The following is a 14,476-nucleotide window of genomic DNA, read 5'->3' on the forward strand; positions in this document are numbered from 1 at the left end:
CCGTGGGGTAATACTGTGTCCGAGGACGATCTTGCTCACTATCTACACGGCTTTCGCTGTGCTGATCGGTCGCGTTTCAGCAGGTCAAGGCTGTAGTGGTCGGCTGGCAACGGACGGAACGCCTTCGCAACCGCACGGCGAAGTGCCCCAATGAGGAGCAGCTGACCTGAACGAGGCGCGACTGAACGGGTTGGCGCACCGTGGCCAACGAGTGGCTCGCCAAGCTGTTCCGCCCCGACAACGTGTACCGAACGGCTCACGCGCCGCTCCATTCATGCTCATTGGCTGGTCACCGGCAGTCGTGTCAACACGTTCACAGCTTTCAGGTCGGCGATGTGCTCGGCGACTCGGCGTGGGGTGTGTCCTCCGCGAACAAGGAGCCCAGCTTCGATGTTCTTGGCCACGCCGGACTGGGTGAGATTGGCGCTGGAGACCAGCAGAACGCGGCGGTCGGCGACAGCGAGCTTGGCGTGCATCTTGGAGCCAGGTTCAGTGCGCTGAGAGGCCGGCCAGTGCCAGAGCTGGACGCCGGGAATCGCGGCGAACGCCGCAGCCGGTTCCGCCCCGGCCAGCGCGCTGCCCGCACCTTGCAGGGTCTCGACAACGGCGGTGATCTCGACGCCGAGTGCTCCGGCGGCGGCGAGGGCCGTGCGGATGTCGGGGTGAGGCTTAGCCGAGTAGGTCATGAGCAAGAGTTCATGCCGCGCCTGCGCGATGACTTCGATCAGCGCTTGTGCCGTGGCTCGGACGGGCACGGAGTGGCTGCTGGGTCCGCTCCACACGGTTTCCACACTCACTGCGGCGGTCAGTTGTTCGTGGGCCGCCGCGAGTCCGCGCAGGTAGGCGGCGGCCTCCGCGTCGCCGGCGGACTCGTCGCGCGTGGCCAGGACGGGTGCTGCGGCCTCACTCAGGGCGTGGCCGATCCAGCTGAGGATCGCCGCGTCCGGCCAGCCTGATCCGATGCGGTCAGCCAAGCCACGCAGTGCGACAGCTCCCAGATGAGGAGCTGCTGCGGCGGCGGCCCGCTCGAACGGGTTCATGGCAGGTCGGGGAACAGGGCGAGTTTGGGGTCGTCAATGGACACTACGAAGCGGCGGTCGAGGAAGTGGTTGCCGCGCTCGCAGGTGGTTTCTGAGACGAACAGGCAGACGTGGCAGGCGGCGCCGTGCAGGAAGTCGGCGGGCGGCTGCGGCAGCCTTTCCTTGCACAGCGGGTCGGACGAACACCGCTTCGCGTCGCGCAGGGCGCGTCGGGTCAGCCGCACAAGCCGTTCGGGCCCAGCCTGGGACACCAGCCCACCGAGGCTGCCTTCGGCGTCCGGTACGGCGGTGTAGATCAGAATGCCGCTGCGGGGGTCGTCCTCGCTTCCGGCGTAGATGCGCTCGGACAGGCTCGCCGCGTTGTAACCGCAGTCCAGCGCGATGGTTCGGATGAGCAGGTGGGACAGGGTGTGCAGTGCGATGTAGCGGGCGCCGGGCCAGTGCATCATAGGGTCGAACTGCGCAGGGATACGGTCGGAGTAGCGGTTCTTGCGGAACTCGGCGTAGGCGGCCTTGTGGCAAGACAGCGCGGTCGACCCGTCGACGCGCTGCTCCCACTCGGCCAGGAGCGGTTCGGGGACGCGCAGGAAGATGCCCTCGCCGCGGACCTCGCTGGCGGGCACCCATTTCGGGTCGTCGCGAGACAGTGGCGCGGGCGTGACAAGTTCAGGGTCATCGGGGTCCGGGGAGTCGAGCCGGGTGAAGCCGACCAAGGCGCGCACCTCGCGCAGCCGCTCGACCTGGATGACGTCGGCGAAGATGCCCTTCAGCGATTCCGGGACACCATCGGGGTCGCGGCGCAGCGCGAAGTCGTCGTTCGGTTCGGGGACCTGCTGCGCCGAGAAGATCTCCCACTCCGGGGTGCGCAGGTCCGGGTAGCCGGACGTGAGTTCCTGTTGGGGGCCTTCTTTGATCGCACGGACGGTGGTGACTACGGCGTCGATCTCGTCGTCGGTCCATTTCGCGAGCTCTTTGAATGCGGTGACGTTCTCTCGGCCGTATGCATACATCGCCTTCGGGAGCCCGGAGATCTGCTCCCAGTGCTTCTCGACCTTGGCCTGCAGCTCGTTGACGCCGCCGCAGGGGACAACGAGCACGGACAGCGTTTGCGAAAACCATTGATTGGAGGCGCCGACCACCAACACCTTGGGGTCGCGGTCGCACCCTTCTGGATCGAAGGTGCCGAGGTGGGCGTTTCGGCCTCGACAGCGAGGCAGATTCTGCTCGTTGCGCTTGCCCATCGCCTCGCGCATGTTGCGACGCTCACCGCATGCGATGCAGCGGATCTCGACGTTCGCTCCGATGTTGCCGCCGCGGTCCTCCATCTGCAGCCGTGGGTGGCTGGCTTTGACGCACGGGCCCCCGCGATGCACATAGTGACTGTATGGGAACTCATCGAGGTGGCCCGCCGTGCAAGACAGAACGAAGCGGGCGGCGACAGCCAGCGGCTTGCGCCCGGAGCGCTTGCGCCCGCATGAGTCGTGGAAGAAACGGGCCTCGTGCGGGCGTGTCGGCTTCTCGTTCTCGAAGCCGAACACCTGCGAGTCGATGGGGCCGAGTTCGTTGCACACCGTGCAGCGGAGCCACGCGGGGAACGGAGTGGTCGGCACACCGACGCGGGACGCCGGGCCGCGCGGGTCGCCATCCAGCCCTTCCAACCACGGCGCGGGGCGCAGCTGCTCGACATGGCGCTTGCCGTGCAACGTCTTCACCGCCGCCAGTAGCCGCTCTTCCTTGATCGGCTCCCACTCCGGGATGTTGTCATAGCGCCAGTCGTCCAAGCCTTGCACCAGGACCGAGAAGTTCGGCAGGTCGACGAGCGAGCCGATGCCGCTGGTGAACATCAGGTGACTGGGGCGGACGGCGCCTACTCGGCGGCGGTACTGGGCGCACATCAGGATCCCTGCCTCGTGTTGGTCAGGTCCGACTCGCCCATCTCGTCGCCCTCGGGTGAGTCCTCCTCGTCGGTTGCGCCGTCCGGCGGGGTGAAGGACCAGCCGGGCGCGTTGTAGGTGGGCTGGAAGAACTCGCCGCTACCCGGCAGGAGCAGGTTGATCTCGTTCTCGGTCTCGCGCATGGACATGCCGACCGTGGTGTCGGTCCACTTGCCCTCGCCCGGCTTGGTAAGCAGTCCGATCAGCCGTTGCTTCTTGAACGAGCCGGCCTCGTACCCGAGTCGGGTGGAGCCTTTCTTGGCCTGGTTCCAGATGTCGACGAGGCTCTTGATGCGCTCCTCAAGGTAGCCCCGTCCACGCTCGCCGGCCACTACCTCGGCGCGGGCGAGGAGGCGCGTGATGAGGCGGCGCACCAGCGGATCGTCCAGCTGGACGTCGTACGCGTCGGCGTTGCGCGAGTTGCCCTCGACAATGTTGCGCACCGCGGCGACGAAGGTGCCGGTGGTGCCGCGATCCAGTGCCCGGCGGGTGTACGGAGTGACGGACAGCGCTTCGACCTGGCGGTAGAAGGTGGCGTGGTAGTGCTCGAAGTCCTCGTAGTGCGCCAGATCACGCGGCCGGGTCCAGTTGTAGAGCGTCACCACGAGACCGGGACGGCGCGGGTCACGGCCGACACGCGAGGACGCCTGGATGTACTCGGCGGTGTTCTTCGGCTGACCGGTCACGACCATCAACCCGAACCGGGACACGTCGACTCCGACCTGAAGCATCGAGGTCGCCAGCACCACATCGACCGGGACACGGTCGTCCTTCAGCCGAGCGCTCCGCCGTTCGGCGACCGGGTGGAACTCGGCGCGGTCCTTGCTCTGCGCCGACTTGCCCTTATTCACTGTGAGCACCTCGCCGAAGTTCTGATTGATCGCCCGGCGGCGGGTGCTGGTGTCCAGGTCGGCGTCGAAGCCGATCTCCAGGCGTTTGAGCACGTCGCTGATGTCGCCCGAGGAGATCCGCGAGGTCAACTCCTGGATGGTGAGCATCGCGGTGGCACCGATGATCCGGTCGGACAGTCCCTTGCTGCGGCCGTGGCGGCGGACCCTGGTGGCGACGTCGTCGTCGAGATAGCGCCGCATGCCGGCCAGCTCGCGGGTGGCGTTGAAGTAACCGACCAGCGTCATGTACGGATCGGCCGCTTCGCCGTGCGCGTCGAACATGGTCTGACCCGCGATCAACAAGATCTCAGCGAGCCGGATCTCGGCGGACTTCAGACGCACACCGTGCGCGCAGATACCAAGGTAGCGCCGGCCGGGGTTGGCCGCCGACACCGGAACCTGCCTCGAGAAGAACGTGTCCGCGACGTCGATGACCTGCGGCGGGAAGATCTCCAAGTCTCGTCCGAACACTCCGCGCACCTGCTCGCGGGCGCGTTTGGTGGTGGCGGTCGAGGCGACGATCTTCGGTCCAGCTTCGCCACCGGACGGGGTGGTCCAGGTGCACAGCTCGTCCACGGCGGCTTCGAACAGCCCGACTATGGTGCCCAGCGCGCCGGAGATCAGGTGCAGCTCGTCCTGGATGATCAGATCCGGTGGCCGCAGCCGCACCACCGGGTGGCTGGCTACCGTCGGCAGCGTTCCCTTCGCGTTGTGCCGGACGCCACAACCAGTGCGCGAGTCCAGATCCTCGTGCCGGTACCCGTGCCGGGGGCAGTACTGGGAGACGCGGCCGAACAACATCCCCGCGAACCCCCGCCACGGCAACTGGGCGAGCTTGTCCACCGTGGCGATGACCAAGCTCGGAGCGTAGCGGTAGATCTCCTCGTCCACGGTGAGGATCGGTAGACCTTCGGGAGACTTGGTGCGGGCGAACGGGCAGGCGGTCGCGCCCTCGGCGTTCGGGCAGTACAGGAAGAGCCGCCGCGCGACGGTGTCGACATGCAGGTCCCGGTGTGCCTCGAGCTTGCTGCCGCACCACGGGCAGGACAGCGTCTGCAGCACGTTCGCCCGCTTGCTCTGACCGGCCTCGCGGGCCTCGGCGATCTGGTCCCTGGCCTGGTCGAACCAGTTCGGCGACACCGTCCCGCCGACCCACAGCCCGATGCGGAACGGCTCGCCGCCCCACGTGGACTCGTCCGCCCGCCGCAGCACCTCGGCGGCGCAGATCAACGCGGCCGCGCGCTGGAACTGCTGCGCAGTCAGCAGCCGTAGCGTATAGCGCATCAGCACCGCCACCCCCGCCGCCCCGTTGCGACCGTCCTCCCCGGTCCCGACGACGCCCTGCAGCCGACGGATCGCGAAGGTGTAAGCGGTCAACCCCAGGTAGGCCTCGGTCTTGCCGCCACCGGTCGGGAAGAACAGTAAGTCCACAGTCGCGTCCGGGCTCGCCGCCCGCTCGATGTGGTCGGGGTCGGTGATGGCCGGCAGGTTCAGCAGCACGAAGGCGAGCTGGAACGGCCGCCACGACGCCACCTTGGCTCCCAGGCCCTTCACGTCCGCTTCGGCATCGGCGTAGGAGACCATCGGGTCCGCACGGCGCAGCGCGATCTCAGTGTGCCGCCGCTGCATCGCCATCGTCTCGTTGGCGAACCCGAACGCGCGCAACGCCTCCTTGTGGCGTGGTGACTCCGGGTCGGTGAGCAGCCTGATGCCCGCGCTGATGCGTTGGTGCGCGATCCGTGCCCTGAACACAGCACCCTCGGCCGGACCGCGCAGCGCTTCTGGCAATGCGACGATCTCTCGCTCACGCTTGTCGAGCCAAGTGGCGTAGCCATCCGCCAGTGGTGAGAGCCCTGTGCGCAACGCCTGCGGCTCGGCCGTCGCGAGTGTGTCCATCGACAACTCCGCGCCAGCCAGTGCCGTGCCCGCGCCGACCTGCGCGATGGTGGCCGGCACTTCATGGGTCGGTAACCACCGGGTCTCCAGCTTATGCGCGCGCCGGATCGCCAGCTCCGTGTGCGCGTACACTGCGACGTTCTGCCCAGTCGCGAACTTCAACTGGTCGCGATACAGCAGCCGCAGGTGCAGCTCCTCCTGGTCCTCCACGACGGGGTTCGCGTCGGCCATCGGATCGTCGATCGGCACGAAGATCGGCGCGGTGCCGTCCAGCGCAGTGACAGTCAGTTTGGTCTGGAAGATCCACGCCGCGTCCCGATTCGACTCTGGTTCTTCCTGCACGTTGATAAGCGTCACCTCAACCGTGCGGGTGCTTCCCGCCGGGCGAACCGCGACCGCCAGCGACACACCTGGATCACTCGGATCGGCCACGGTCAGCGGCACGCGGAAGTCTCGCTCGCCGTCGAGCCGGAGCTCTGATTGGAACTCCATCGGCTCGCGCGCCCACACACTGCGCTTGCGCCCCTCGGCATCCTCGGACTCGTGCTTGAAGTAGCGCCCCCAGCTCGCGGTGACAACCACTACGTCAGTGTCCGCGCCTACACAAAAGGACAGCCCCATCGATGACGCCCAGATCCGCCCGAGGTTCTGCGGTGTGAGAATGTCGGGCAGCTCGCCGCCTTCCTCGCCCCGTGCGTCGCCCTGTACCCCAGACTCGGCATCGGTTGTGGCGTCGGCCTCGTCCATAGTGGACCTCGGTGCGCGCTTCGGCCCCAGCATCCCGACTAGGTACCGCTCGCGCGGCCCCATCGCGCGCGGTCTGAACTTCTCGGCGTCGCCATCCCATGGCCCGAGCAAATCCCGCTCCACCAGATCCTGGAACTCATCGCGCACCTTGAACGAACTGGCGTCGGAAAAGGACTGCTCGACGTCCAACGGCGACACGGCTGATGTTGCCCCGCTGTCCGGTTTCGGGAAGAGGCTGTCACTGGTCATCAGAACAATGTTCCGTCAGGGCGCTTGAGTTTACCCTTCTTATCGTGCAGACCCTGCGCGACCTCCTCGGCGTACCGCTCGTGGTTCAGGTCCAGCAAGCTATCGAGAACCACCCGTTGAGCGGCCGGGCCAATGGTGTATCGCGTCTGCCGGCCGAGCTTGTGGAAGCCCTGATCCAACCCTCCAACCGCCGCGATCCGGTCCTCCCACCCGTATGCGCGGATCGTTGCCTCGTCTATCATCTGGTGGATGCGACGGAGGTTTTCGATGTCGGCGTCTATACAAGCTGGGTCGAAGACCTGATTGTATATCTTTGTCAGTCCAGAATTCTTAGCTTGGCTCACTTCACGACGGAAAGCAGCTAGACGCTCGCCGGACTCTCGCAGATCGACCGTGAAGTCGGGAAGCGGGAACGTTTCAAACTTATCTGACGGAGCGTAACGTGAAGTCGTGGATAATGTCGATGCCCCACCTGTAGTTGCCCACAAATAATGCGCGGAACTACTGATAATGGATAATATGGCCGCGTCGGAGGTTGCGAACACGACGCAGCCATGGGAATAAATCGTGTGACCTGGAGCAAAGGTAGGAATCATATGTTTATTATGTAGAGTCATGGCGATGACAGTGTCCAGATATTGGGTGGCAGCCTCTAGCCCTTTCCTGTAGTCAGCGTATCGCCACCAATTGACCCTATGGGATTTTCTATTCTTAATGTCGCGTTCAGGTTTTACGCGCGTTTGCACCACTTGAAAACATGCCGGATACGCTTGGCTTTGTTCAATCGACCAATCTCGAAAGTTTATTATATGAGAGGTGGCAGCTATTTGTGTCGACTGATTCAGTTCGTCACCCTTGATATAAGGGCTGATCGCATCACTGCTCCTCGGATCGCTCTCAATAAGCCTGGCCACGTCAGATCTTGACAGGATAAACCCCGCACCTTTAATGTCGTGACCGACAAATGCAATTCCCTTGCTAGAGTCGAGCTTGTGACGGATGGAGGAGACTGTGCTCGCTGGCTCCAGCGCTGGAGATATGCGCGAAACGATCTCTCCGTCCAATATTCGATCGAGAGAATTCGGAAGATCTGATCTACTGGACCACACAGCACAGTACTGTATTCCAGCGCTCTTTGTAGGCCATTTCTTGCTCTTGATTGCCCGACGAATGATCGCGCCCTCGCGGACCAACAATTCAAGTCCGGTTTCCATTGTGTCACCCTGGGCTAAAGTGTCAGTGGCCAGCAGGCCGCTTTGCCCTGACTTGCGGAGCAAAGTATGGGCAACTATTGTAAAATAGGCGACTTGGTCGGCTCGACCGTTGCCGCCCCGTGCCACTACTTCAGTCAGATATTTGCGGTAGGCCTCGCCGTGCGTTGGGGATATCTTTGGTCCACCAAGGTACGGAGGATTACCGACTATCCCATCGAAACCTCCCAGCTCGAAGACCTCGGGAAAGATTAATGGCCAATGCACCGGTACCCGATCAAATCCGCCGCCTGGGCGCTCAGTCTTGAGCCAGTCTTCTGCCTGTTCACGTGTCTCCATCTCCGCCGTGTCAATTCGGCGCGCGTAGTCGGCGGCGGTGACGGAGCCAATTCGCAGTCCGTTATCGCCGCGCTTGGCGTGGACGAGCGCAGCGCCCACGCAGAGGTCGGCGAGCAGGCGGGCGCGGCTCGACTTCTGTTCGAGATCCGCAAGCACCTGTCGTTTGCGTGCGAGGCCGGCGAGGGTCGTCCCGTCGATGTTGGCGACCGTGCGACGTGTGGCAGCGACTTCGGCGACTAGTTCCCGGTTCTCGGCTGTGAAGTCGACTAACCCGCGCTGGTGGATTCGGCGCCCCTTCTCCGGGTCCATGTGCATCCACTCGAGCTGGTCCAGCGACGTGATGCCGAGCAGGGAGTCGCCCGCTACGAGCCGGTCGTCGAGGAAAGTGAAGGGCCGGTGTGGGTCCATCGAGACGAGCCAGAGGGAGAGTTTGGCCATTTCGACGGCCATGGGGTTGATGTCGACGCCGTAGAGGCAGTGTTCGATGATCTGCCTGCGGGCTTCGATCACTACCGGATCCTGGTCGGCGTCACGCTCAGTATCCGGGGCGCGGTTGTCCCGTACTCGGTCGTCGCCTTCGCGAGTCCAGGCTTCGATAAGTTTTTCGCCAAGATAGCGAGCGGCGGCGACGAGGAACGCAGCAGAACCCATCGCGATGTCGGCGACGTTGAGCGCGAGGATCTCGCTGGACGACTTGAGTTTCCACTCGTTTTTGTCCGCTGTTTGCAGCGGCCCAGGCTCGTAGACCAGCGGTTCGAGGGTGCCATCGACGATCTGCTCGGCCAGGAAGCGCGGGGTGTAGTGGGTGCCAGTGTTCTTGCGCAGCGGTGACTCGGTGACGAACAGCTCGCCCGGCATAATTACGACGGGTTGCTCGCGCAGGTCCTGGCGGATGATATCGAAGAAAACCAACAGCTGATCGGTCAGCGCCGCGTCGCCACGGGTGACAGCGAGCAGCTTGCGGCGGGCGTCCTCCTTCTCTACTCCGATCAGGGGCGCAAGCTTCTTCTCCAGAGCACGTGGGGAACCGATCCAGGATTTCTTGTACTCCTCGGCAAGCGCGGCGGCGAGGGCAGGCACATCTAGGCATTGAGCGGCCAGTTTCGTCAGGTCACGGAGCCGGACTTCCTCCTCCAGCCCGGCTTTGCCGATCAGCCCGAGAGTGACGTCGTCGGCGCGGAAGCCGTCGAAGGAGAGCAGGCCCTCGTAGACGTAGCCGATCTGCTCGACATCCAGCTCACGGAAAGACAGCTTGCGACGTTCCTTCGAGCGGCCGGTGCCGACCTCCACGTATTGCACGGCGCGGAGCATGTGCAGCACGGTGCGGTCGTCGATGTTGGTCGGCAGCCAGGTGTATTTGAACGGGCCGAACAGCGAGCCGTTGTGGGCATGCATCCGTAGTCTGGGGTGGCTGATGCCGTAGTAGACCGCGTCGAACAAGGCAAGTAGCCGGTGCCAGGCGACGTCGCTGTACTCCAGGTCGTCCTCGCTGCCCTCGCGCGCCTGCTGTTCGAGCTGCGCGCACAACCGGCTGGCCGAGTAGGTGCTAGCGTACAGGGGGCTGTCGGAGGGCAGCAGTTTGCGCTCCTCCGCGAAGAGTAGGAAAACGATGCGCATCATCACGGTGACCGCGCCGCGGTAGACCTCGCAGGCGTCGACCTCGATGCCCTTCTCGCCGCGGTCGCGCTGGGCAGTGTCGGCGCGGCCGATCGCGGCGACCAGCAGTTCGACGGCTTGGCGGACCTGCACACCGAGCGCTTCGGTGACCTCCTCCTGGGAGTCCTCGCTCTTGTCCAGCAGTTCGACGAGCTTCTCGTTGTCCGGCACGCCGTAGAACCGAGAGCGCCGTAGCAGCGACACGAACGCGCGCACGACATCCAGCTCGGCGGCCTCGTTCCAAGCGACGGTGTCAAACACGGCGGTGGTGGTGACCTTGCCGCGCGGCGCTGACACCAGCACCCACCAGCGGCCGTCGGTGGCCAAGCCGAGCTGCACCTCGTGGTGCCGGCACAATTGCGCGAGCCGGTCCACAGGGGTGGCTGCCCATGCCTCGCCCTTAAGCCGGGCTGTCGGCTGGGTGCCTGGTGCGCAGATCAGCCCGAGCACTTGCGTGGTGCGGGGTTTGGCGTCCTCGCCCGGGTCGACCAGCGCGAACGCCGGGGTGACTTGGGTGTCGTGCTCAGCCAGGTCCATGGACAGGGCGTCGAAGTCGTCGTCCTCGGCCCAGCGCAGCGCGTCGCCCCATTCGAGCAGCTCGCCGAGGATGTAGTCGATCCAGCCGCGCTGCCCGGACTCGGTGTTCTCCTGCCACGTGGCGTGCGCCAGCCGCAGCTTCTCCTTCGTCGGTTTGTCCAGCGCGTCGAGGGTAGGCCAGATCGAGCGCAGTACCGGCAGGGAGAGGAATGGTCCGCTGACCTCGATGAGGCTGAGCCAGTCCCGGTGCTGTTGTGCGCTGTCCGGCGCGTGCGAACGACGGGGTCTCATCGGATCGCCTCCCTCTTGGGCACGACGAACACCACGGCGACCGGGAACCGGTGCGGCTCCTGATGGCTGTAGCGGGCGGCGATCGCGTCGAGCTCGCGTTGACGCTCGGCGGCCAGCTCGGTCAGCCGCGTTTCCCAGCGCCTGCGGTCGCGCCGGTACTGCTCACGCTCGTCCCGGGTCTTCTCCAGGTCGAGGCGGCTGAACAGCGCGTCCTCCTGGTCCTCGGCGAGCGCGGAGCGCAGGGTGGCTGCGAATTGATCGATGGTCGTGGTGATGCGCTTGCGCTCGGCGTCCTCACGCTGGCTCAGCGCCCGGCGCAGCGAGTCGAGACGAGTGGTGGTCCGCCAGTCGATCGCGCGGAGCAGGCCGCCGGAGATCCTCGTCCAGCGCCCGGCGATGCGGCGCCGGACCGGTTCGGCGCCGGGCGTGCCGTCCGCGAGGGCGCGGTCCAGGATGTCGGCGAGCAGCCCGAGGTTCTCTACTCGACGGAAGCGTCCTCGCTCCGGGGCCCAGCCGCCGGCGTGCAGGACCTCCTCGTGCAGTCGCACGCCATCGGCACCCACGATCAGGAAACGGGAGTACGCGCCGACCAGCACGTCTTCTAATCGTGGGTCATCGCTGACCACGGCGGTGATGCGGTGCAGGTCGATGTCGTTGTTGGACACCGCCGCGCGCAGCAGCCGGGTGGACATCGCGACCAGCGGGTGGTTCAGGTGCGCGAGCACGATGTCGTCGCGGCCGCGCGCGACCGCAGCGTCGAAGGTGACCGGCAGCTGCTTCGGGACCTCGTCGCGTTTGTGCTTCTCCGGCTGGAACTTCTCGATCAGTCCCTCGCTCGCGCGGACCCACGAGCCGGTCAGGGTCGGCACCACGAACGCACCGTTGGCGTCGTCAGCGCGCAGCGGCTGTTGCCTGGCCAGGGTCAGCGCGGTGTCCACGACCCGCTTTACGCGTGACGGTGTGATGCCCAGCTCCGCGACCGTCTCGTCGACGTTGGCGCGCAGCTTGCGGACCTGCTCGCGGACGTTCTGTTCGGCGGGTAGCTGATCCTTCTTCGCGCCGGCCTTGTCGACGTCGAAGTCCTTGAGCTGGCCGAGCATGCGGCGCTGCACCGCGTCGGCGAGCACGGCGTTGACCGACCCGAGGTCGGCCTCCATCCGGGCGACTTTGGTGGCTACGCGGGAGAGGAACTCCAGGTCGGCTTCGTAGGAGTCGACCTTGCTCTCCCAGCCGGTGCCGACGAAGTGCCGGATGTCGGGCGTATGGCTCTGTCCATAGCGGTCGATGCGGCCGATGCGCTGCTCGAGCTTGTTGGGGTTGAACGGGATGTCGTAGTTGACCAGGCGGTGGCAATGGCGCTGCAGGTCGATCCCTTCGCTCGCGGCGTCTGTGGCCACCAGGATCCGCACAGGGTGCTCGGACGGGGCCTTCTGGAACGCCAGCCGCAACTGCTCGCGCTCCTCGGTGCTCATCCCGCCGTGCAACTGAGACACGCCGTCCCCGCCCAGGCCCTCCTGGCGAAGCAGCTCGACTAGCCAATGTTGGGTGTCGCGGTACTCGGTGAACACCACGACCCGGTCGTCGGCCCACCGCTTGCCGTCGGGTTTGCACACGCCTTTGAGGTAGGTGATCAGCACGCGTGCCTTAGCGTCGGGCTCCGCGTCGTGCGTGCGTGCCCACCGGTGCATCCGCTCCAGCAGCGACCGTTCGTCCTCGTCCGCGTCGGGCTGCATGGGCCGTGAGCGGCCGAGCACGTCGTCTTCAGCCTCGGCCAAGAGCTCATCGTCGTAGGTGGCAATGTCGTCGAAGAAGTCCTCCATCCACGCCGGGATGTCATCGCCTGCAACGCTGAGCGCCCGGGTCTTCGACAGCATCGTCTCCTGGTAGACCGCGACGGTATGGGCGAACGCCGCCGGGCTGGAGAACAGCCGCTTCTTCAGTAGCAGGGTGATGAGGTCCGTGGCTTTGCAGCCCCTCCGGGTGGTCAACTTCTTGCGGCGCAGCTCGGCGAACTGGGTCAGCAACTGGTGGATCTCGCGCTCGCTCTCCGGGTATTCGACCAGAAGCGGTTCGGTCTTGCGCGCGAGGAAACGGGGAGTGCCATCAGCGTTGGTGATGTCCCGCTTCAGACGTCGCACCACGGTCGCTTTGACCGCCGAACGGTCTGGTTCGACGCCGCGGGCGAAGCGCTGGTCGTCCAGGATCTCCAGCAGCGCGGTGAAGGAGGCCTGGTAGCCGTTGTGCGGGGTAGCGGACAGGAACAGCCGGTGCGTGAAGTGCGGCGCGAGCCGGCGGATCAGCTTGGTCTGCTGCGAGTCCACCGCGTACACCTGCTTCGGTGCCGCCGGCGCGACGTGGTGGGCTTCGTCCAGGATCAGGAGGTCGAACGTGCGCGGGTACGTGGGCCCGTCGACGGGCAGCACCTCGTCGAGCAGCCGCTGGGCTTTCGCGCCGCGCAACCAAGGCAGGCTGATGATGCTCAGCGGGTAGACGCTGAACGGGTTGGCCGCACTGCCATAGTCGCGGCGGACCTGCGCACAACGTTCGGAATCGATGATGGTGAAGTCGAGGCCGAACTTCTCGGCCATCTCGTCTCGCCACTTCATCGTAAGCCCGGCGGGGCACACAATCATGATCCGCTGCGTGCGGTGCCGCAGCAAAAGTTCCTGCGCGACAAGGCCGGCCTCGATTGTCTTGCCTAGCCCAACGTCGTCCGCGAGCAGGAGGTTGACCCGGGGTGCGCGGATGGCACGGGCAACCGGCTCGAGTTGGTAGTCCTCGATGGCGACGCCGGAACGGAACGGTGCCTGCAAGGTCCCGACGTCAGCCGAGGTCACCGCAGACCAACGGACAGCGTCCAGGAACGCGGCGAGCTGCTCCGGCGGATCGAAACCCTTGGTGGTGACTGCGGGAAGCGAGCCGCTCGGGAGTACTTGCCGACCGGGCTCGACCTCCCAAATGACCTCAAGTGTCTCTCCGAAACGGCCCTCATCGACGCTCTGCAGCGTTACGAGCGTGCTCGAATCGGCAGGATCGACGTCGCTGACTACCCATTTCTGTCCACGAACGGAAACAAGCGCGCCGGTGGTCAGTTCTGCATCGGTCGAGATACTGCTCGACATCACGGCCCCCTCAGTGATCACCCTGCTGCCGTTAGAGTTCTGCGGTCGAGACACAACGCGATCGAGCGAACGGTCAGCTTGCCCGAAGCAGACAGCGATCAGTCGCGTTGGCTTCGAGATCCGTTACAGACCAGCTTGCGTGGTACGACCATCGGAAGTTCCGGGACGGCTCGTGGCCAATGCAGTTTGGATCCCTGAACATCTCAATCTCTAGTGTTGGCAAATCCCAAACCAAGTGCAACGCGCAAACATTGATGTTCGCGCCTCAGTCACTAAGGACGACATATCCGATTCGGATGCGACGATTGAGTGAACCTGCGAATAATTAGAGCGTGACGCGTAACAGATCCGCGCACCACGCGACAGCGGCTGCTGCCAGGACCGTCGGGTTGCTTGTCGCTGGAACTCAAGGCGCGCGGAGGTCGCTGATGTGATCACCCTCCGGGTAGGACTGGCAGCTCTGCTCTTTGATGGGTCCGGCAGATGTTCCCGAAGGATAGAGTCCTCACCTTGCCTGCAGAGGCAGCACGCCGCTCTACTTCAACTCACCCCGGGTGCGAGGCG

Annotated in this window: 5 protein-coding genes; all 5 read right to left on the reverse strand. The window is 65.2% G+C overall.

Annotated elements, in window-relative coordinates:
• Positions 1–278: 278 nt before the first annotated feature.
• The 5 genes from drmC to drmD are packed head-to-tail and all read right to left on the reverse strand — an operon-like array spanning position 279 to position 13,912.
• On the reverse strand, positions 279–1,040 hold the full coding sequence (drmC, locus tag AB0J40_RS08215; RefSeq protein ID WP_364449271.1) for a DISARM system phospholipase D-like protein DrmC: 762 nt from the start codon (positions 1,038–1,040) through the stop codon (positions 279–281).
• On the reverse strand, positions 1,037–2,935 hold the full coding sequence (locus AB0J40_RS08220) for a DUF1998 domain-containing protein (protein ID WP_364449274.1): 1,899 nt from the start codon (positions 2,933–2,935) through the stop codon (positions 1,037–1,039). The genes drmC and AB0J40_RS08220 overlap by 4 nt, the downstream gene beginning before the upstream one ends.
• Complete coding sequence (gene drmA / locus AB0J40_RS08225) at positions 2,935–6,756, reverse strand: DISARM system helicase DrmA (protein WP_364449276.1); 3,822 nt, start codon at positions 6,754–6,756, stop codon at positions 2,935–2,937. The genes AB0J40_RS08220 and drmA overlap by 1 nt, the downstream gene beginning before the upstream one ends.
• Positions 6,756–10,790, reverse strand: a complete 4,035-nt coding sequence (locus AB0J40_RS08230) for a DNA methyltransferase (protein ID WP_364449278.1) — start codon at positions 10,788–10,790, stop codon at positions 6,756–6,758. Before AB0J40_RS08230 ends, drmA begins: the two co-directional genes overlap by 1 nt.
• Positions 10,787–13,912 (reverse strand): DISARM system SNF2-like helicase DrmD, encoded by a 3,126-nt coding sequence (drmD, locus tag AB0J40_RS08235; RefSeq protein ID WP_364449280.1) that lies wholly within the window; start codon positions 13,910–13,912, stop codon positions 10,787–10,789. Before drmD ends, AB0J40_RS08230 begins: the two co-directional genes overlap by 4 nt.
• Positions 13,913–14,476 lie beyond the last annotated feature (564 nt).

It is taken from the genome of Amycolatopsis sp. NPDC049691, assembly GCF_040675005.1.
In the GTDB taxonomy this organism is placed as follows: Bacteria; Actinomycetota; Actinomycetes; order Mycobacteriales; family Pseudonocardiaceae; genus Amycolatopsis.

Excerpts from the sequence above, each read along its gene's own strand:
- drmC (WP_364449271.1), bottom strand. The coding sequence starts at position 1,040 with ATGAACCCGTTCGAGCGGGCCGCCGCCGCAGCAGCTCCTCATCTGGGA.
- AB0J40_RS08220 (WP_364449274.1), bottom strand. The coding sequence starts at position 2,935 with ATGTGCGCCCAGTACCGCCGCCGAGTAGGCGCCGTCCGCCCCAGTCAC.
- drmA (WP_364449276.1), bottom strand. The coding sequence starts at position 6,756 with ATGACCAGTGACAGCCTCTTCCCGAAACCGGACAGCGGGGCAACATCA.
- AB0J40_RS08230 (WP_364449278.1), bottom strand. The coding sequence starts at position 10,790 with ATGAGACCCCGTCGTTCGCACGCGCCGGACAGCGCACAACAGCACCGG.
- drmD (WP_364449280.1), bottom strand. The coding sequence starts at position 13,912 with ATGTCGAGCAGTATCTCGACCGATGCAGAACTGACCACCGGCGCGCTT.